Annotated in this window: 18 protein-coding genes and 1 pseudogene; 12 read left to right on the top strand and 7 right to left on the bottom strand. The window is 71.1% G+C overall.

Annotation, left to right across the window (positions count from 1 at the left end; all coding sequences use genetic code 11):
- Positions 1-4: 4 nt before the first annotated feature.
- Positions 5-1,138, top strand: a complete 1,134-nt coding sequence (gene alc / locus ACSMXX_RS04775; protein WP_473182785.1) for an allantoicase — start codon at positions 5-7, stop codon at positions 1,136-1,138.
- A gap of 19 nt (positions 1,139-1,157) precedes the next feature.
- Here the strand turns inward: alc and ACSMXX_RS04770 are convergent, their stop codons facing one another.
- Together ACSMXX_RS04770 and ACSMXX_RS04765 are read right to left on the bottom strand one after the other, a co-directional pair.
- Entirely contained in the window at positions 1,158-1,928 is a 771-nt protein-coding gene (locus tag ACSMXX_RS04770) for a GAF and ANTAR domain-containing protein (RefSeq protein ID WP_473182784.1), read from the bottom strand.
- Between the two features lie 79 nt (positions 1,929-2,007).
- Positions 2,008-2,658: an ANTAR domain-containing protein gene (locus tag ACSMXX_RS04765; protein WP_473182783.1), complete on the bottom strand. Its 651-nt coding sequence runs from the start codon at positions 2,656-2,658 to the stop codon at positions 2,008-2,010.
- A gap of 454 nt (positions 2,659-3,112) precedes the next feature.
- Here ACSMXX_RS04765 and ACSMXX_RS04760 point away from each other — a divergent pair, with 454 nt between their 5' ends.
- Positions 3,113-3,541 carry a guanyl-specific ribonuclease gene (locus tag ACSMXX_RS04760; protein ID WP_473182782.1) on the top strand — a complete coding sequence of 143 codons (429 nt, stop codon included), beginning with the start codon at positions 3,113-3,115 and terminating at the stop codon, positions 3,539-3,541.
- A gap of 62 nt (positions 3,542-3,603) precedes the next feature.
- Here ACSMXX_RS04760 and ACSMXX_RS04755 read toward each other — a convergent pair.
- From ACSMXX_RS04755 to ACSMXX_RS04735, 5 genes and pseudogenes are all read right to left on the bottom strand, one after another.
- Positions 3,604-3,852 (bottom strand): annotated as a pseudogene (locus ACSMXX_RS04755) (glycoside hydrolase family 30 beta sandwich domain-containing protein); the annotation flags it as partial.
- Between the two features lie 41 nt (positions 3,853-3,893).
- Entirely contained in the window at positions 3,894-5,282 is a 1,389-nt protein-coding gene (locus ACSMXX_RS04750) for a GH1 family beta-glucosidase (RefSeq protein WP_473182781.1), read from the bottom strand.
- A 222-nt stretch (positions 5,283-5,504) separates the two neighbouring features.
- On the bottom strand, positions 5,505-6,524 hold the full coding sequence (locus ACSMXX_RS04745; protein WP_473182780.1) for a carbohydrate ABC transporter permease: 1,020 nt from the start codon (positions 6,522-6,524) through the stop codon (positions 5,505-5,507).
- Entirely contained in the window at positions 6,517-7,527 is a 1,011-nt protein-coding gene (locus ACSMXX_RS04740; protein WP_473182779.1) for a carbohydrate ABC transporter permease, read from the bottom strand. The genes ACSMXX_RS04745 and ACSMXX_RS04740 overlap by 8 nt, the downstream gene beginning before the upstream one ends.
- An 8-nt stretch (positions 7,528-7,535) precedes the next feature.
- Positions 7,536-8,855 (bottom strand): ABC transporter substrate-binding protein, encoded by a 1,320-nt coding sequence (locus tag ACSMXX_RS04735; RefSeq protein ID WP_473182778.1) that lies wholly within the window; start codon positions 8,853-8,855, stop codon positions 7,536-7,538.
- 140 nt (positions 8,856-8,995) lie between these two features.
- Here ACSMXX_RS04735 and ACSMXX_RS04730 point away from each other — a divergent pair, with 140 nt between their 5' ends.
- The 10 genes from ACSMXX_RS04730 to ACSMXX_RS04685 all read left to right on the top strand — a co-directional run bounded on the left by ACSMXX_RS04730 (position 8,996) and on the right by ACSMXX_RS04685 (position 19,715).
- Positions 8,996-10,270 carry an ROK family transcriptional regulator gene (locus tag ACSMXX_RS04730; protein WP_473182777.1) on the top strand — a complete coding sequence of 425 codons (1,275 nt, stop codon included), beginning with the start codon at positions 8,996-8,998 and terminating at the stop codon, positions 10,268-10,270.
- Between the two features lie 68 nt (positions 10,271-10,338).
- Positions 10,339-11,307: a sugar kinase gene (locus ACSMXX_RS04725; RefSeq protein WP_473182776.1), complete on the top strand. Its 969-nt coding sequence runs from the start codon at positions 10,339-10,341 to the stop codon at positions 11,305-11,307.
- A 149-nt stretch (positions 11,308-11,456) separates the two neighbouring features.
- On the top strand, positions 11,457-12,107 hold the full coding sequence (locus ACSMXX_RS04720; protein WP_473182775.1) for a bifunctional 4-hydroxy-2-oxoglutarate aldolase/2-dehydro-3-deoxy-phosphogluconate aldolase: 651 nt from the start codon (positions 11,457-11,459) through the stop codon (positions 12,105-12,107).
- 218 nt (positions 12,108-12,325) lie between these two features.
- Positions 12,326-12,856, top strand: coding sequence for a GNAT family N-acetyltransferase (locus ACSMXX_RS04715; protein WP_473182774.1), 531 nt, complete (start codon positions 12,326-12,328; stop codon positions 12,854-12,856).
- Between the two features lie 378 nt (positions 12,857-13,234).
- Positions 13,235-14,533, top strand: coding sequence for an MFS transporter (locus ACSMXX_RS04710; protein ID WP_473182773.1), 1,299 nt, complete (start codon positions 13,235-13,237; stop codon positions 14,531-14,533).
- Between the two features lie 6 nt (positions 14,534-14,539).
- Positions 14,540-15,292 carry a GntR family transcriptional regulator gene (locus ACSMXX_RS04705; protein ID WP_473182772.1) on the top strand — a complete coding sequence of 251 codons (753 nt, stop codon included), beginning with the start codon at positions 14,540-14,542 and terminating at the stop codon, positions 15,290-15,292.
- A 7-nt stretch (positions 15,293-15,299) separates the two neighbouring features.
- Entirely contained in the window at positions 15,300-16,214 is a 915-nt protein-coding gene (locus ACSMXX_RS04700) for an isocitrate lyase/PEP mutase family protein (protein ID WP_473182771.1), read from the top strand.
- On the top strand, positions 16,211-17,617 hold the full coding sequence (locus tag ACSMXX_RS04695) for a dihydroorotase (protein ID WP_473182770.1): 1,407 nt from the start codon (positions 16,211-16,213) through the stop codon (positions 17,615-17,617). The genes ACSMXX_RS04700 and ACSMXX_RS04695 overlap by 4 nt, the downstream gene beginning before the upstream one ends.
- Complete coding sequence (locus ACSMXX_RS04690; protein WP_473182769.1) at positions 17,617-18,336, top strand: isochorismatase family protein; 720 nt, start codon at positions 17,617-17,619, stop codon at positions 18,334-18,336. The genes ACSMXX_RS04695 and ACSMXX_RS04690 overlap by 1 nt, the downstream gene beginning before the upstream one ends.
- On the top strand, positions 18,336-19,715 hold the full coding sequence (locus ACSMXX_RS04685) for an FAD-dependent oxidoreductase (protein WP_473182768.1): 1,380 nt from the start codon (positions 18,336-18,338) through the stop codon (positions 19,713-19,715). Before ACSMXX_RS04690 ends, ACSMXX_RS04685 begins: the two co-directional genes overlap by 1 nt.
- Positions 19,716-19,768 lie beyond the last annotated feature (53 nt).

Raw genomic sequence — 19,768 nt, 5'->3', positions numbered from 1 at the left:
AGGCATGACAGCAGCACAGCACGTCGCGCGCTTCACCGGTGCCGCGAGCCCGTACGCGGGCGGCGACCCGTACGCCGACTACCGCACCGCCGAACTCCCCTTCACCCACCTCGCCGACCTCGCCGACCGCCGCCTCGGTGCCGGCGTGATCGCCGCCAACGACGAGTTCTTCGCCGAGCGCGAGAACCTGCTGAAGACGGGGCGCGCCGAATTCGACCCCGAACGCTTCGGCCACAAGGGCAAGATCATGGACGGCTGGGAGACGCGGCGCCGGCGCGGCACCGGCCCAGGGCACCCGCACCCGTCCGCGGACGACCACGACTGGGCCCTGGTCCGGCTGGGAGCCCCCGGCGTCGTGCACGGCATCGTCGTCGACACCGCGCACTTCCGCGGCAACCACCCGCGGGCGGTCTCCGTGGAGGCGGCCTGCGTGCCCGGTGCGCCCTCGCCCGGGGAACTGCTCGCGGACGGCACCGAGTGGACCGTCCTCGTCCCCGAGACCGCCGTCGGCGGTCACGCCGCCAACGGCTTCACCGTCGACGACGCCCGCCGCTTCACGCATCTGCGCCTCAACCAGCACCCCGACGGCGGCGTCGCACGGCTGCGCGTGTACGGCGAAGTCGTCCCCGATCCCGGGTGGCTCACGGCCCTGGGCACCTTCGACCTCGTCGCACTGGAGAACGGCGGCGCGGTGCAGGACGCCTCCGACCGCTTCTACTCGGCGCCGGGCAACACGATCCTGCCCGACCGTTCACGGCAGATGGACGACGGCTGGGAGACCCGCCGCCGCCGCGACACCGGCAACGACTGGATCCGCTACGCGCTGACGGCCCAGGCGGAGGTCCGCGCCGTCGAGATCGACACCGGCTTCCTGAAGGGCAACGCCGCGGGCTGGGCCGCACTCGTGGCCAAGGACGGCGAGGACGGCGAATGGCGTGAGCTGCTGCCGCGCACCGCAATCCAGCCGGACACCGTGCACCGATTCGTGCTGCCCGCCGGCGCCGCGCCCGTCACCCACGTACGGCTGGACATCTTCCCCGACGGAGGTATCGCCCGGCTCCGGCTGTACGGGTCTCTCACCGCCCAGGGCGCGCGCGACCTCGAAGAACACCACGGGCGCAACTCTTCCGGGGCGTGAACGCCCGTCCCCCGACCGCTCAGCCCGAGCCGGGGGGTGGCGCGTCGATGCCGGTGGTCGACGGCTCTGACGGGCCGTCCCCCGCCAGCGCGGAGAGCAGCGCCGCATCACCCTCGGTGATCCGGCGGGCGACGTCGGACAGTCGCTCGTGGTGAGTCCGTGCGTGATCCCGGATCACCGTGAATGCCTCATCCAACGGCACCCTCAGCCGCACCGACAGCACGCCTTTGGCCTGCTCGATCGTCACTCTGCTGGTCAGGGCGTTCTGCAGCTGGCCGGCGAGGATCTCACCCTCGCGGAGACTGCGCTGGGACAGGATGCTGATGGTGGAGATGTCCGCAAGGGCCTGCCCGACGTGAACGTCCGCGTCGGGCAGCGTGCGGGGCTCACCGTGGAAGAGGTTCAGGACGCCGATGACGTCGCCGCGCAGACGCAGTGGGAGTGCGTGGAGCGAGGCGAAGCCGGCCTCGCGCGCGGCCTCGTTGAGGCGCGGCCAGCGCGGGTTGTCGAGTTCGGCGTTGATCAGTGGTTGGCCACTGCGGAAGCAGTCCACGCTGGGGCCGGCCTCGGTCTGCGACTCGAAGAGATCGAGGAGCCGGGCGTGCTCCGAGGAGGCCGCAGCCGACCGCAGCCGGCCGTGCTGGTCGCCGAGCATGATTCCGGCGGCCTGCACGTCGAGCAGTTCCACACAGCGATGGGCCAGGGTGTGCAGGAAGTCTATGACGTCGAAGTCGTCGACGAGAGTGTCAGCCAACTCCACGAACACCGCGACCAGTTGTTGTTCACGCATCGTGCGTCTTCCTCCAGTCGGGCGCCCGCCGCCGAGCGGCAAGGCTGTCTTTCCAGGTTGGCATGCGCGGGTCGGTTCGTCATAGGCAGTCGGTGAAGTCCAGGCGGTGCGCCACGACGTCAGCGGCGACCTCGTCGATGGGCCGGTTGCTGCCGAAGGCGTGGCCCCGCAAGCGGAGCAGCGCCTCGGCCAGGCTGATGCCCAATTGTGCGGCAATGATCCCGGTGGCCTGGTGCACCGCGGTACGCAGGACGACGAACTCGCCGTGCAGGGACAGCCGCAGCAGACGTGCGGTCAGCGTATCGGCGAGGACGAGCACGTCACCGATCTGGCTGGTGCTCATCACACCCGGCGTATCGCGGTGCAGTTCCAGTACGCCGAGACCGATCGCACCGATCCGCAGCGGGAACGCGAACAGTGCGCGCACCCCGAGTTCGCCGGCAGCGCCGGCGAAGGCCGACCAGCGTGTGATCGGCGAATCGGCCAGGTCCGGTTCGAGCACCAGGACGCCGTGCCGGGCTGCGTCGACGGATGGGCCCTCTCCCAGCGTCAACTGGAGGTTTCCCAAAGCGGTGTTGGTGGCCCCGGTGGACCAGATGCTGTCGGCGGTCCCCGCCGCGGTGGTCAGAACCGCGCCAAGCCCGCTGACGCCCACCAGGTTTGCTGCCTCGCCACCGAGCGCCTCGGTCAGGTCGCCGTTCGAGGCGATCCGCGCCAAGACTGCCGCCATGCGCTCACTGACCACTGTCGCTCGTCTCTTTGCCCACTTCCTGGTGAGCGTCGTCCCGGGCCTCCGATGTCCGGGGCCCGCCGTGGGCGGGCCGGGGAACATCCTGTGCGAGGCGGTTCTCATTCGGTGCGGGCTTGCCGTGCTGTGCGCCGGGCACCGTGACCGTCGGTCGGCGGCAGGACGGTCCGGTGCGCCTGGTCCAGCTTAGACTTCCCGCACTGCCCGGGGCAGTCCGGTACCGGAGATGAAGGCAGATAATGCGGAAAAAGGCAAGAGTGCACGACTCAGGCCGTACCCTGCGGGAGCCCGGCGACCGGCACTTCAGACCGGCCGGACGGCGGCACCCCCGCTGACCTGGCTCCGAGGGGCCGGCAGGAGCGGACGGGACGTGAACACCCGGGAAAAATCCTCCACTTGGCGTTGACATGTCATCTACGCGCGTCAGCATGGATGCATGAGATTCCCCCCACGAATCGCGCGCGTAAGCGCCCTCAGTGCCCTGTCCCTCACCCTCCTCGTCGGCGGTCCGGCCGCCATCGCGCAGGCGACCGCGGACGCCCCGAAGGCCTCGGCCCCGGCGGCGGTCGCACCCGCGGACGTCGGTGAGATCTGCGAGTCGAAGCTGCCGAAGGAGGCACACGAGACCCTCGACCTCATCGACAAGGGCGGCCCCTACCCGTACCCGCAGGACGGAACCGTCTTCCAGAACCGCGAAGGCATCCTCCCTGACCAGAACGAGGGCTACTACCACGAGTACACCGTGGAGACGCCCGGCTCCGACGACCGCGGGGCCAAGCGCATCGTGACCGGTGAGGAGAAGCAGGAGGACTACTTCACCGAGGACCACTACGAGTCGTTCGACAAGGTCGACTTCAGCTGCTGACGCGTGTCGGCAGCACCGGTCTCCGGCTGCCGGCCGACCGGCAGCCGTAGACCGCAGGCCGGTCAGCCTGTGGGCGCCCCGGGCCAGTTGAAGGTCGCGACGGCGCCCGCCGGCAGCTCGTACGCCAGCGAGCGACCGGCCTCGGTGACGGAGAACTTCCGAGCCGAACCCGCGGAGTTGAGGACGACGGCCGCCCGTGAGCCGTCCGGGTTCTCGAAGACCACGTCCTCGACTCCGCCCGGCTGCTGCGTGGTCGAGCCGACGCGGTGGGCGCCGCGCTCCACGAACTCGGAGATGTGGCCGAGCGTGTAGAGCCGGCGGCGGGGCAGCGGTGGCCGTGACGGCCGGCCCGCTACGCCGCGCGCCGTGCGCGGCGCCGGTGCCTGCGGACGAAGTCCGCGTACCGGTGGCCGCTGCCCTTGATCGTCCGCCGCTGTGTCGAGTAGTCGACGTGGACGAGTCCGAAGCGCTTGTCGTAGCCGTAGGCCCACTCGAAGTTGTCCATCAGCGACCAGGCGAAGTAGCCGGCCAGCGGCACGCCCTGTTCGACGGCGTCCACGCACGCCGCGAGATGCTCGTCCAGGTAGCGGACGCGTTCCGGGTCGTCGACCTGGCCGTCCGGGCCCACCACGTCCGGGTAGGCCGAGCCGTTCTCGGTGACGTACAGGCAGCGGGCTCCGTAGTCCTCGGTCATCCGCACCAGCGTCTTGGTCAGGCCCGGCGGGTGCACCTCCCAGTCCATGTGGGTGCGCCGGGCGCCGGCCGGTACGACGGGACGGGCGTGGGGCAGCGGGCCGCCGGGGTTGTCGGCGACGAGGGCGCGGAAGTAGTAGTTCAGGCCGAGCCAGTCCAGCGGTTCGGCGATGGTCGTCAGGTCGCCGGGCTGCTCGGGGAGTTCGACCCCGTACAGCTCCAGCATGTCCTGCGGATAGCCCCGGCCGTGCAACGGGTCCATCCACCAGCGGTTGGCGTGCCCGTCGGCGCGCCGCGCGGCTGCTACGTCGGCCTCCTTGGCGGACGCCGGCTCGCAGTGGGTGAGGTTGTTGACGATGCCCACCTGCGCGCCCGCGGACGCCGCCCGGATCGCCTGCACCGCGAGGCCGTGCCCCAGGTGCAGGTGGTACGAGGCGCGCACCGCGGCCCCGATGTCCCGCAGCCCGGGTGCCATCTGGCCCTCCAGGTGGCCGATCCAGGCCGAGCACAGCGGCTCGTTGAGCGTTGCCCAGTGCGTCACGCGGTCACCGAGCCGTCCGGCCACCACCGAGGCGTACGCGGCGAAGTGCTCCGCCGTCTCCCGCGCGGGCCAGCCGCCGCGGTCCTGGAGCGCCTGCGGCAGGTCCCAGTGGTAGAGCGTGGGGAAGGGCGTGATGCCCTCTTCCAGCAGGGCGTCGGTGAGCCGGTCGTAGAAGGCCAGTCCGGCCTCGTTGGTCTTCCCGCTGCCGTCGGGCACCACGCGGGGCCACGCGATGGAGAACCGGTAGGAGTCCACGCCCAGTTGCTTCATCAGCGCGATGTCCTCGCGCCAGCGGTGGTAGTGGTCGCAGGCCACGTCGCCGTTGTCGCCGTTCGCGACCGCGCCGGGCACCCGGCAGAAGGTGTCCCAGATTGACGGGCCGCGGCCGTCCTCGGCGGCGGCGCCCTCGATCTGGTACGAGGCGGTGGCCACGCCCCAGCGGAAATCGGCGGGCAGCGCCAGCGGTGACGCCGCGGGGGCGGGGGAGGCTTCGGTCACTTCGGACACGGACTTCCTTTCGTACGTAACGAGCCGGAACGGGGCGAACAGGCTTGCTGCGGGCGGGAGTCGGGGCAGGCGGAGCCGGCGGCAGGCGTGACGGCCCGGCGGCACGGCGGAGGGACCGTGCCGTCACGGCGGCCCGGCGGCCGGGCCGGTGGGTCAGGGCCGGTGGGTCGGGGCCGGTGAGCCGGGCGTCCCGGCGGCCGGGCCGGGCCGGTCAGTCGGGGTTCACTTGACCGCCCCCGCGGTGAGACCGGTGACGAGATAGCGCTGCAGCAGCAGGAACCCGGCGACGATCGGCACGCTCGCGACGAGCGAGGCGGCCATGACCTGGTTCCAGTAGACCTGGGTCTGCGTGGCGTAGCCCTGCAGCCCGATGGCGAGGGTGCGGGTGGTCTCGTTCGTCATGACGGACGCGAAGAGCACCTCGCCCCACGCCGTCATGAACGAGTACACGGCGACGGCGACGATGCCCGGCACCGCCGCCGGCACCACGACGCGCACCAGCGCGCCGAGCGGTCCGCAGCCGTCGGTGAGGGCCGCCTCGTCCAGGTCGCGCGGGATGGAGTCGAAGTAGCCGATCAGCATCCAGATGGAGAAGGGCAGCGTGAAGGTGAGGTAGGTGACGATGAGCGCGCCGCGCGAGCCGTACAGCGCGATGCCCGTCGCGTTGCCGAGGTTGACGAAGATGAGGAACAGCGGCAGCAGGAAGAGGATGCCGGGGAACATCTGCGTCGAGAGGATCGTGACCGTGAACAGGCGCTTGCCGCGGAAGCGGTAGCGGCTGACGGCGTAGGCCGCGAAGGTGGCGATGACCACCGAGCAGCCGGTCGCCGCGCCCGCCACGATCAGCGAGTTGAGGAAGTAGTCCGCCAGCGGCACCGTGCTCCAGATGTCCACGTACGGACTGATCGTAAGCCTGCTCGGTATCCACCGGAAGCGGTCCGAGACGTCCTGCAGCGGCTTGAGCGAACTGCTCACCATCACCAGCAGCGGCGTCGCCGCGAAGAGCGTGAGCAGGGTGAGGACGATGCGCCGCGTCCAGATGAACGACCGGGGCGGTGCGGTGGGGGAGACCCGGCGCGGGCCCTTCCGCCCTCCCGCACCCGAAGTCAGCCCCGCCAGGGGCCCGTCGGGCCTCCGTGACGTGCCGCCCGCGGTGCCCTCGCCCGCCGTGGCGCCCGCCGTGCCGCCCGCCGCACGGTCCGCGGTTCCGCCCGCGGCGGCGGTTGCCGTCGCCTCAGACATCACGTTTCCTCCCCGCACCGGTCACCAGCAGATAGCCGCCCGTCACCAGCAGCAGGAAGAGCAGCAGCAGTACGGACATGGCCGAACCGGAGCCGAAGTCCCAGGTGACGAACGACGCTTGGTAGATGTGGATCGAGATCAGGTCAGCCGCCTCGGGTGCCGATTTGCCGAAGAGGATGTACGGCACGTTGAAGTCGTTGAACGTCCACAGGAACAGCACCAGCACCAGCACCTGGTTGACGGGGCGCAGCGAGGGCAGCGTGATGCGGCGGATCTGCTGCCGCATGCCCGCGCCGTCGACGTGCGCGGCCTCGTACAGCTCCTTGGGGATGTTCTGCAGCGCGGCCATCAGGATGAGGAACGCGAACGGCCAGGTCCGCCACACCGCGACCACGACCAGAGCGGCGAAGCTGTTGTCGCCGATGAGCCAGAAGGGTTCGGAGTCGGTGAGCCCCAACTGGTCGTGAATGACGTGGTTGACCATGCCGCCGTCGCGCTGGAGCAGGAAGGACCAGGTGATGACGGCGGTGTAGACGGGCAGCGCGTAGGGCGTCAGGAACAGCGCCCGCAGCACGGCCCGTCCCCGGAAGGACTCCTGCATCAGGATCGCCGCCGTCACTCCCAGCAGCCAGGCCAGTGAGACGGCCAGCACCGTGAATGCGCAGGTGACGAAGAACGAGTGCAACAGGGCCTCGCCGACAGGGGCGTTGACGTCGACGGCGATGCGGAAGTTGTCGGCGCCGGTCCACGGCGCCGCGTTCCAGTCTCGTATGTACTGCTGCGTCAGCTCCTTGAAGCTCATCACCACGCCGACGGCCATCGGGCCGAGGTGGATGAGGATCTCCAGGACGAGCGCGGGCAGCAGCAGGAGATACGGCAGTCCGGCCCGGCGCAGGCGGTCGGGGAGGATACGCCTGCGCCGGGGGAGTGGGGGATCGCTGTCTGCCTGGCCGGCCGTGCGGTCCGGACGGGACGTGCCGGGTGGGGGGCTGGGAGTCTTCATCGCCCGTCTTACTTCCGCATCTGCTGCTGGGCGGCGGACAGTTCCTTCGCGACCGATTCGGTGGTCACCTTCCGTCCTGCCGCGGCGTCCGCGAAGAGGTCCTTGGTGGCGTTGCCGACGAGCGTCTCGAACTTCGACTCGTCCTTCACCTGCGGAAGCGGGGCGGATGAGGTGGTGAGCACCTCACGGAGCACCTTCAAGTCCGGTGTGTCGAAGGCCTTGTCGCCCTGTGCCGCCTTCACCGGAGGAATCGATCCGTAGGCCGCGTTGAGGGTGCGCTGCTCCTCGTCCGACGTCATGAACTTCGCGAACTTCATCGCGCCGTCGATGTTGTCGCTGTTCTTGAAGACGGCCAGGTTGATGCCCGCGACCATCGACCGGGTGCCCTTCTCGCCCGAGCCGGGGTTCTGCACGGGGATCGGTGCGACGCCGTACTCGTCGGGCTTCATGCCGTTGGACTTCAGAGCGGTCCCCGCCGCCTGCCACAGCAGCATGCCCGCCTTGCCCTTCGCGAAGTCCCGTACGGACTCGCGCTTGGCGAACTCGGCGTTGCCGGGCGACGCGATCTTCTCGTTGGCCAGCAGATCGACGTACTGCTTGACGGCGTCGACGGCGCCGGGCGAGTCGAACGTCGGCTTGCCGGAGGCGTCGAAGAAGTCGGCACCGTGCTGCTTGCCGAGGATGAAGGCGTGGTGGGAGTTCTCGACCGGGTCGCCGCCCTCGAGGGCGATGCCGTGCTTGCCGTCGCCGGTGAGCTTCTTGCCGTCCTTGACCAGCTCGTCCCAGGTCTCGGGCGGTCCGTCGATGCCCGCGTCCTTGAACATCTTCTTGTTGTAGTAGAGCCCGTAGGCGAGCGAGTAGATCGGCAGGGCCGCCGGGTCCTTGTCCGGGGCGCCGGCCGCCGCCAGCGCGGAGGGTGTGAAGCGCTTCGCTCCGCCGACCTTCGCCATGTGCTCGTCGTCCCAGGGGAGCAGTGCGCCGGTCGCCTGGAGCGAGGCGGACCAGGTGTTGCCGATGTTCAGCACGTCGGGGCCCTGGCCCGAGGACGTGGCGGCAAGGATGCGGTCCAGCAGGCTGCTCCACGGGATGACTTCGAGCTTGACCTTGATCCCGGTCTTCTTCTCGAACCGCTTCAGCTCCGGGGCGAGCACCCGCTTGTCGTGCGCGACGCTGGTGCCCTGGTTGCTGGCCCAGTAGGTGAGCTCCTTCGGCTTTTCGTTGCTGCCCTCGCCGTCGGTCGTGGTGCCGCCGCCGCAGCCGGCTGTGACGGCTGTGAGTGCGGCGGCGAGTGTGACGGCGGCGGCGTTGCGTGCCCGGCTTCTGCGCATGGCTGACGGCCCCTCCCCGAGGCGGCTGTGTTCGGACCCTGAATGGTCCGAACCATTAATTTCACGCCGTGAGTTAAGTAGTGAGAGAAGGGGGCGTCAAGAGTTCTGACAGAGGTACGTTTGGCAGGGGAGGGCAGCTGATGGGCGGATACGACAGGCGAACTGTGCGCGACCTGCGGCGGAGCAACCGCGCGGCCGTGCTGCGCCGGCTGTATTTCGAAGGCCCGCTCAGCAGACAGGAGTTGGGCCCGGCGACGGGGCTCAGTTCCGGGTCGATAAGCAATGTCGTCACCGAACTCCTCGCCGAGGGCGTCCTGGAGGAGGCCGGTTCCGTCGGCTCCGACGGCGGGCGCCCCCGTACGCTGCTGCGCGTCGCGGCGCACAGCGCCTGCCTCGTCGGCGTCGACGTCGGCGAAACGCGGGTGCGCGTCGAGCTGTTCGACCTGATGCTCACCGAAGTGGCCCGCAGCGAACAGCCGCTGCACGACGGCGGGCACGACGCGGCGCTCGTCGTCCAGCTCATCGAGAAGGGCCTCGCCTCGGTGCTCGCCCAAGTCGGAGCGTCCACCGGTCCGTTGCTGGGCGTGGGCGTCGGCGTCCCCGGCATCGTCGAGCGGCGGGCGCACGGGGGTGCGGTGGTGCACGGCCAGACCATCGGCTGGGACGCCGTCCCCCTGGAGGCCATGCTCCGCGAATCCGGCGGAATCACTCAGGACAGCGTCCTCGCCGAGGGGCGGCGCGCACCGCTCCACATCGACAACGGCGCGAAGACCCTCGGCCAGGCCGAGATGTGGTTCGGCGCCGGCCGCGGAGCCCGGGACGCCGTGATCGCGCTGATCGGTTCCGGGGTCGGCGCCTGCGTGGTCACCGGCGGCGAACCGTACGGCGGTGCCTCCAGCGGCGCGGGCGAGTGGGGCCACACCGTGCTCACCGTCGGGGGCCGCCGCTGCCGGTGCGGCGCCCGGGGCTGCCTGGAGGCGTACGTGGGAGCGGCCGCGGTGATCGACCGCTGGCGGGAGGCGGGCGGCGAGGCAGCCGGCGGCGACGAGGAGACGGCGCTCGCAGAACTGCTGGCCACGGCGCGCGGCGAGGGGGCGCCGGCGCGCCTGGCCGGCGAGGTGCTGGCGGAGACCGCCGAGTATCTCGGGGCGGGCATCGCAGACCTGGTCAACCTCTTCAACCCCGAGCGCATAGTGATCGGCGGCTGGGCCGGACTGTTGCTGGGCCCACAGCTGCTTCCTGCTGTGCGTGAGGCGACGGACGCGTACGCTCTCCGGTACCCGGCGGCCCGTACGGCCGTCGAACTGTGCAGGCTCGGCCCGGACGCGGTGACCGTCGGCGCTGCCACGCTGCCGCTTCGCCGCTTCCTCGACGCGGGAGGAAGTCCGCCCCCGGGGGTGGCATTGTCGGTGTGAACGGGTAACGTCTCCACAGAGAGTGATGCCATGGTGGCAGATGTGAGGAGACGTGTAGGGGGAAATGGGTGGTAAACGGACCGGAGGCCATCACATGCGGTGAGGCGATGCTGCTGATGCTCGCCGAGCCCGGCATGCCGCTGGACCGCGCGGTCTCCTTCCGCCGCTCCGTGGCAGGCGCCGAGTCCAACGTCGCGCAGGGCCTGGCCCGCCTCGGCCACTGGGCACGCTGGATCGGCCGCGTCGGCGACGACCCGGCCGGCGAGGCCGTGCTCCGCGAACTGCGCGCCGACGGAGTCGACGTCTCCGGCGCCGAGATGGACCCGCTGGCACCCACCGGCCTGCTGCTGCGCGACAGCCACGCACAGCGCGTGATCGACGTGCAGTACTACCGCGCGGGCTCCGCTGCCTCGCTTCTCTCTCCGGACCAGATCCGTCTGGAGATGCTGGAAGGCGCCCGGGTCGTGCACGTCTCGGGCATCACGCCCATGCTCTCGGAGTCGGCGGCACAGGCCACGTGGGCCCTGGTCGAGCGCGCACGCCAGGTCGGCGCCGCGGTCTCCTTCGATCCGAACGTACGGCGCAAGCTGGGCTCGGAGCACGAGTGGATCCGCACCGTGGGGCCACTGCTGCGCGAGGCGGACCTCGTCATCGCGGGGGAGGACGAGCTGGAACTGCTGCTGGGCGGCGGCGCCGAGGAGACGTCGAAGGCGTTGCTGACGATGGGCAGGGCCCGCACCGTCGTCGTCAAGCGCCGCGATCACTCCGCGTCGGCCCTCGGCCGCGACGGCGAGTGCACCCAGGAGCCCTTCCCCGTGCCCGTGTGCGACCCGGTGGGCGCGGGGGACGCGTTCGCGGCCGGCTGGCTCTCGGCCTGGCTGCGCGGCCGGAAGCCCGAAGAGGCCCTGGCCGAGGCGGCATGCGTCGCGGCCCTGGTCGTACAGGCGCCTGGCGACACCGACGGGCTGCCCACGGCCCACACCCGGGACCGGGCCCTGGCGGGCTTCCTCGAGGACTCCGACTCCGTACACCGCTGAGGGCGGTGCATCCCGTGGCACAGGCCGGGAACCAGAGGAAGCACCAAGCAGACCGAGCGCATCGCACTGGAGACGGGGAGCGGGAGAGAGGCGGCCCACGACGGGTGCTCGCCGTCCCCGGCCGGACGAGAAGAGAGGCGGCGACTGCCGTGTACCGATGGGAGATCACCCGGACCGCCCTTGAGCAGCGCGTCTTCGCCATCATCCGCAGCGACAGCTACGAGCGCGTCACGGCCGCGGCCGACACCCTGCTCGGCGCCGGCATCACCAGCCTGGAGATCTCGCTGACTTCGCCTCACGCCCTGGACGCGGTGGCCACGCTGCGGCGCGAGACCGACGAGGAGTGCGTCATCGGCGCCGGCACCGTCCTCGACGCGGCCTCCGCGCGCGCCGCGATCGACGCCGGCGCCCGCTTCCTCGTCTCGCCCGCCCTGGACGCCGATGTCATCCGTACCGGCCACCGCTACGGCGTGCCCGTCTTCCCCGGCGTCGCCACGCCCACCGAGATGGTGCAGGCGATGGAGTTGGGCGCCGACGCGCTGAAGCTCTTCCCCGCCTCCGGTCACGACCCGGGCTGGCTCAAGGACGTACGGGCGGCGCTTCCGCAGGCGCCGTTGCTGCCCACCGGAGGTGTCACCGTCAAGAACGCCCCGGAGTGGATCGCCGCCGGCGCCGTCGCGTGCGGCATGGGTTCGGCGCTCACGGAGGGGGACAGGGAGGCGGTCGCCAAGCGCGTCACGGCGCTGCTCCAGCGGCTGGAGGAGGCCGTTCCCTCCCCTTCACGCAGATCCAGACGCTGACCGCCCCGCGGTCCGCCCGCAGTCCGCATCGTCGCTGTCTTTCGTCGCCACCTTCTCGGGCGGCGGTCCGCGCGGTCTCCCGGTGTGGCGGTCCGCTCACCGCCGGCGGCCGCTGCGGCGCCGGCGGAAGCTTCTGCCGTAAGGGAGCCGCATGTTCCGCCTCACATGCCTCCGGAACCCCCACCTCAACGGCACATGATGAATCTAGTCTGTCCGCAATGAAAATCAGGGAGTGCCGGGAAGAGGACGTGGCATTGCTCGACGAGCACATGCCTTCCCCCGGTGCTGCCTGCGACCACGCCTCCCGCTTCGTACGGCACCGCGGGGGCGGCAGCACCCTCCTCGTCGCATGGCGCGGCGAACTGCCCGTCGGCAGCTGCGAGATCCTCTGGGAGGGCTGCCAGGCACCGGAGGTGCGAGCCGTGCACCCCGAGTGCTCCGAGATCAGCGGCCTCGGCCTCTGGCCGGAGACGCTCCGCTCCCAGAGCCTGGGCACCGCCCTCATCCGAGCCGCCGAGCAACTCGTCCTCGCGCGGGGGCGCTTCAGCGTCGGCGTGGGCGTCGAGAAGAACAACCCGCGCACCGAGGACCTCTACAAGCGCCTCGGCTACCGCCCCTCGACTCCGTATCTCGACTGCGGCTCGTACGAGGACGGCGCGGGTCTCATCCATCGCGTCGCGGACGCGTGCACGTTCATGGTGAAGGACCTGGACCCGGCGGACGCGGTGCAGACGGCCCAACTGCGGTAGGCGCAAGGGTGGTTGCCGGGAGGCGGTGCCTCGCGGGGTGACGCGCGCCGGAGCACGGCCGCCGGAATACCCCGGGGGTGGCGGAGAGCGACGAAATTCTTCTGACTGCAAACTGTTGACAGTTGTCAGTCGGCAGGGTCAGTCTGCTGCCAGCGCAGGAGACGACACGGTCGTCCGCAGGGCCGGCACTCGCCGGATTCCGTGCGAACGGTGGCCGCGTCCCAGGTCCGCGACCCGGCAGCGACGCCGGGGTGCAGGTCGCGGCTGTTGCGTCCGAGAAGCCGGCCGCCGGCTTTCCCCGCCCGGGCGCAGACATCGGCTGCCGTCGGCCCGTTGGCCGCGGCAGCACACCAAGTCCGGATCGCCAGGAGGGTGATCATGACCGACACCGCTCAGTCGGCGGGGCCCACGCGGAAGATCTCACCGCGCGTGATCGCGGCCGGCGCCATCGGTTCCGTCGTCGAGTACTTCGATTTCGCGGTCTACGGATACGTCGCCACCATCCTGGCGACGCACTTCTTCGTCAGCGGCGACTCCCAGGCCGCACTGCTCGCGACCCTGGCGACCTTCGCGCTCGCCTTCGTTCTGCGGCCGGTCGGAGGGATCGTCTTCGGGCACTTCGGTGACCGCTTCGGGCGCAAGAACGCCCTCGCCGCCACCGTCGTGCTGATGGCCGCCGCGTCCGGCCTGATCGGCGTGCTGCCCACCTATGCGGCGATGGGCGTGGGGGCCACGGCGCTTCTCGTACTGGCCCGGTGCGCGCAGGGCATCGCCGCGGGAGGCGAACTGGGCGGCGCCGCCTCCTTCGTGGCGGAGCACTCGCCCGACGCCCGGCGCGGTCTGTACTGCTCCACCACACAGACCGGAGCGCTGGCGGGGGCGCTCGCGGCAGCCCTGACCGTCTCCCTCCTGACCACGACCCTGGGCGCGGCCGCGATGTCCGACTGGGGCTGGCGGCTTCCCTTCCTCCTCGCCATCCCGCTCGGCCTCGTGGGTCTGTGGATACGGTCGCGGCTCTCGGACACTCCTCACTTCCAACAGGTCGCCGAGCAGGGGGAGAAGGTCCGGGCTCCCGTCGTGGAGACGTTCCGGGCACACGCGGGCAGCCTGGCCCGCTGCGTGGGTCTGTCCATCCTGCTGTTCTCCGCGTACTACGTCTTCTACGTCTACGTGAGCATCCACCTGCAGAAGGTCGTGGGTCTCTCCGCGGACCTGGCCTTCTGGTCCACGACGGCGACGCTCGCCGTCTCCACGCTGCTCATGCCGTTCTTCGGCGCCCTCACCGACCGCGTGGGCCGCAAGCCGGTGTTCATCGGCGCGTCCCTCGCGGGACTGCTGCTGCCCGTCCCGGGGTTCATGCTCTTCGACGCGGGCAGCGGCTGGGCCGTCGTCTCCCATGTGCTGCTCGGCCTGATCGACGCCGCACTCATGGGCGCGGCGTTCTCCACGTTCGCCGAACTCTTCCCCACCCGGGTCCGCTACACCGGTATCGCCCTGGGGTTCAACATCGGCAGTGCCGTCGCGGGCGGAACCGCGCCGTACATCTGCACCTGGCTGGTCGACGTCACCGGCTCGTCCGTGGCGCCCGCCGGGTTCGTCATGGGGACGGCGCTGATCACGCTGGTGACGGCGTTCACTCTCCGGGAGACTTCCGGGACCCGACTGCGCGATGTCTGAGGAGACATGATGTCCGAACCCGGGAGCCGGGCGCTGCCGAGGAACAACACCTTCTCGCAGGCGACCGAGGCCGTACTGCGCGAGATGGTGCTCGACGGCACGATCGCCCCAGGGGACCGGCTCAACGAGGTGGCGATCGCGGCGCAGCTCGGCATAAGCCGCGGCCCGCTGCGGGAAGCGATCCAACGCCTCAGCAGCGAGGGGCTGTTGACGGTGATCAGCCACCGGGGCGCCTTCGTCAGGACGTTCTCCCGGCAGGACATCGTCGAACTGTACGAACTGCGCGGCGCGCTGGAGCTGCACGCTGTGCGCCTCGCATGCGAGCGCGCCACCGACGAGGATCTGGACGATCTGGACAGCATGCTCTCGGACACCGAGAGCCGCATCCGGGAGTCGGACGGGCACGCCTACCCGCAGGAACTGGACTTCCATCTCCGGCTGGTGCTGCTGGCCGGCAATCAGGCGCTGATGCGGGCCGCCCAGGACGCACAGCGCCAGCTCGCGCTCGCCAGGTCGATGTCGGCGAAGCGGCCGATGCGGGCCAGGGCCGCCGTCGTCGAACACGCCGACCTCGTCGCGGTGTTGCGCAGCCGGGACGCGGGAGAGGCCACCCGGATGATGGAGCGTCACCTGGACCGCTCGATGCACAGCGCGCTGTCCGTACTGGGGCTGCCGCGGAACGGTGACGACGAAGAACCCGGCACAGCACCGGCCACAGCACCCGGCACAGCACCGGGCACGGCACCCGGATCGGAGTGAGGAGCACATGAGGACGACCACGAGACTCCGGGAGCTGATCGGGCGCGAAGGCAGGCCGCTGGTGCTGCCGGGAGCGCCGAACGCCCTCACCGCGAGGGTCGTCGAGGAGTCGGGCTTCGAGGCCGTCTACGTGTCGGGCGCCGGGGTGAGCAACACCTACCTTGGAATGCCCGACCTGGGCCTGCTCGGCATGAGTGAACTCGCCGCCCACGTCGCGGCGATGGCCGACGCCGTCTCGCTCCCGCTCGTCGTGGACGCCGACACCGGTTTCGGCAACTCGCTCAACGTCCAGCGCACGGTACGGGCGCTGGAGCGTGCCGGAGCGGCGGGAATCCAGATCGAGGACCAGGTGAGCCCGAAGAAGTGCGGCCACTTCGCGGACAAGGAGATCATCGGCACCGGTGAGATGGCCGGCAAGATCCGCGCCGCCGTCGACGCCCGTGCCGACGACGACCTCGTGGTGATCGCCCGTACCGACGCCCGTGCGGTGGAGGGCATCGACGCCGCCTGCGAGCGCGCGGCCGCCTTCAGCGAGGCGGGCGCGGACGTCCTGTTCGTCGAAGCACCCACGAGCAGGCAGGAGATGGCCCACATCACCCGCACCGTGCCCGGCCGGCACATCGCCAACATGGTCGAGGGCGGCCTGACTCCGCTGCTGCCGACGGACGAGCTCGGGGAGCTGGGCTTCTCCGTGGCGCTGTACGCCAACGCGGCCATGCGGGGGGCCGTGACCGGAATGCGAGCCGTCCTGGGGCACCTGGCCAAGTACGGCGACACCCGCAACGCGCAGGACCTGATGATCGGTTGGGCGGACAGGCAGAGCCTCGTGAACAAGTCGCACTTCGACGAACTCGACCGGCGCTACGCCGCGGACGGCACCGCCCCGGACGGCACCGCCCCGGGGGAGGTGGACGGCCAGTGAGCGAGTACGACCTGCGGCTGCACGGAGGCAGGGTGTTCCTGCCGGACCTCGGCCCCACCGAGGCGGACCTGCTCGTCCACGACGGTCTGATCGCCGGCGTCGTCGGGCGCGACGCGCCCGCCGCCGCCCGCGAGACCGTGGATCTGCGCGGGTGCACCGTACTGCCCGGGGCCATCGACCCGCATGTGCACCTCGGCAGGGACATCCGTGTCCCGAAGGACCGTGACGACGCGGAGTTGGAGACCGCCTCCGCCGTAGCGGGCGGCGTCACCTCGATGCTCGTCTACCTGATGAGCGCCGACCCGTACGAGAAGGTGCACGAGGACGCGCGGGCCGTGATGGAGTCCGGCGCGCACACGGACTTCGGCTTCCACTTCGTGCTGGGCACGGACGAGCACGTCGCCTCCGTCCCGGCGTACGTACGCGAACTCGGTGTCTCCAGCTTCAAGTTCTTCATGAACTTCCGCGGGGACGAGGGCGCCTACCTCGGCATGCCGGGCAACGACGACGGCTTCATGTACGACCTGCTGGGCACCACCGCCGACGCCGGCGCGATGGTCAACCCCCACCCCGAGAACATCGAGATCGTCCGGCGGCTTCGCAAGGACCCGCCGGACGAGTCCAGGGGACCGCTGCACGCCTGGCACATGACGCGTCCCCCGGTGGTCGAGGCCGAGGCCGAGCAGCGTGTGGCGTATCTCGCGGCGGCCACCGGTGCGTCCGCGTACGCCGTGCACACCTCCAGCGCCGCCGGGCTGGAGGTGATGCGGCTTCAACGCAGCGCGTACCAGAACCTGTTCGTGGAGACCTGCACCCACTATCTGACCCTGACCACGTCCTCGCCGTGCGGGACGTACGGCAAGGTCAACCCGCCGCTGCGGCCGGAAGCCCACCTGGAGGCGCTCTGGCGGGGCGTCGCGGACGGCAGCGTGGACACCGTCGGCTCCGATCACAACGCGCGGCACCGCTCGTTCAAGGAGAAGGACATCTGGTCCGCCTCGGCCGGCTTCCCCGGCACCGGAGTGCTGCTGCCGCTCACCCTCGGGGAGGGGCTGCGGCGCGGCGTACCGCTGGAGCGGCTGGTGGAGGCGACCAGTACGCGCTCGGCGAAGCTGTTCGGCCTCTACCCGCGCAAGGGTGTCATCCGCGTCGGGTCCGACGCGGACCTGGCCGTCGTCGATCTGGACGGTACGACGGACATCTCCGCCGCCGGCCAGCACTCGGCGGCCGGCTATACGCCCTGGGAGGGCATCCGGGCACCGGTCCGCGTCGTACACACCTTGGTGCGCGGCCACTTCGCCGTCCGCGACGGCCGGGTATCCGGCACGCCCGGCGGTCGCTACCTGTCACGCATGCGCAGCGGCGCGAGCGCGCTGGCCGCCACGGAGAGGGAACAGGCCTGATGGGACACGAACACCCCTGGACCGTCGGCGGGGCCGGCGTCATCGACGGGACGACGCGAAGCCGCTACGAGCTGGCCGGGTTCGGCCGGCCCGCTGGTCTCGGCAAGCGTCCGGCCCTGCTGATCATCGACGTCCAGTACCGCACGACGGGCAGCCGCCCGCTCCCCTTCGAGGAGGCGACCGAGGAGTTCACCACGAGTTGCGGCAGCGTCGCCTGGGACGCGGTCCCGCGCATCGCGGAGCTGCTCGGCGAGTTCCGCGGGGCGGGCCTGCCCGTTCTCTACCCGCACGTCGCGCCGAAGCAGAGCTACGACGCAGGACGCCTCGGCGCGAAGGTGCCCGGAATCATGAACGTTCCCGAGCACGGCTACGAGTTCGTCGCGGACGTGGCGCCCGCGGAGGGAGACGTCCTGCTGCCCAAACGCCACCCGAGCGCGTTCTTCGGAACTCCCCTGACCAGCTACCTGGTCGAGGCCGGAGTGGACACCCTCGTGATCACCGGGTGCACCACCTCCGGGTGCGTGCGCTCCAGCGTCACCGACGCCTTCTCGCTCAACTTCCGCGTCGCCGTCCCCAGCGACGCCGTGTACGACCGCAGCCCGGTCGTACACGAGGTGAACCTCTTCGACATGGCGCAGAAGTACGCCGACGTGTCGACGACCGGCGAGCTGCTTCCGCGGCTGCGGGCACTGCGCACCGGGGAAGGCGACGGCGTGTGATGAGCGGGCGGGACGCCGACGTCGTCGTGGTCGGCGCCGGCGGCGGCGGCCTCACCGCGGCGCTCGCCGCGGCCGAACAGGGCGCAAGCGTGGCCCTGTTGGAGAAGTCCGCCCGTCCGGGCGGCAACACGTTCGTCAGCACCGGCTCGATCCCGGCGGCCGGCAGCCGCTACCAGCGGGTCGCCGGGATCGACGACAGCCCTGCACGGATGGTCGCGGACCTCTCCCGGCAGAGCGGCCCGCACGAGGCCGGGCATCTGCTCCGGCTGCTGGCCGGCCGTTCGGCGGACCTGGTGGAGTGGCTGGTCGAGTCCCACTCCGTCGACTTGCGGCTCATCACCGACTACAAGCACGTCGGGCACAGCGTCCCGCGCCTCCACGCACCGCCGGACCGGCGCGGCGCGTCTCTGACGCGGGACCTGCTCGCGGCCGTCCGGCGGCTGGGCGTGGACGTCGTCACGGGCAACCCGGTCGCGGGCCTGCTCACCGGCGAAGGCCGCGTCACCGGCGTCACCGTCGACGGGCCGCGGTCCGGGACGTACGAACTGCGCGCCGCCGCCGTCGTGCTGGCCTCCAACGGCTTCGGCAACAACAAGGAGATGATCGCCCGCTGGATCCCCGGGATCAGCGGTGCCCGCTACTCGGGCGCCGAGGGGTCCACGGGCGAGGCCATCGACTGGGCCGCAGCGCTGGGCGCGAGGCTGGTGAACATGGGCGCCTATCAGGGGTACGCGGCGCTCGCCCACCCCCACGGCTCCCTCGTCAGCTGGACAACCGTCGAGAAGGGCGGGCTCATGCTCTCGCCGGGCGGTGAACGCATGGGGGACGAGAGCGTCGGCTACTCCGGCTTCGCGCCCGTCGTCGCCGCGGCGGCCGGGCCCGACGGGGTCTCGCACGTCGTCTTCGACACCCGCATCCGGGATTACGTACGGGCGCACGAGCCGGAGTTCGCCGAACTCGTGGACGCGGGCGGCGTGCGCGAGGCACCCACCGCCGAGGCGCTCGCCGCCGTCGTCGGCTGCGGCACATCAGCCGTCGAACGGGCACTGCGCGACCAGCGGCATGCAGCCGCCACGGGCACCGCCGACTCCGTGGGACGCACCGGCTTCCCGATGGGAGCGCTCCGTGCCCCGTACTGCGCCGTCCGTTCCGTGCCCGCGATCTTCCACACCCAGGGCGGTGTCGACGTCGACGAGCGCGCCGCGGTCCGCACCACCGGCGGTGCCGTCGTCCCCGGTCTGTATGCGGTGGGCGGCGTCGCCGCGGGAATCTCCGGCGCTTCCGGGGCCCGCGGCTACTCGTCCGGGAACGGGCTGCTGAGCGCCGTCGGCCTCGGCCGCGTCGCGGGCACCGACGCGGCGCGCACGGCGGCGACTTGACCGACGGGTGGCCCGGTCGTACGGCGCCGGGTTCGTACGCCTCCCTGCCCGGG

This window comes from Streptomyces sp. DSM 116795, from assembly GCF_055792905.1.
Note: the sequence above shows the minus strand (reverse complement) of the source record. Positions and strands in the feature narration are given on the sequence as shown.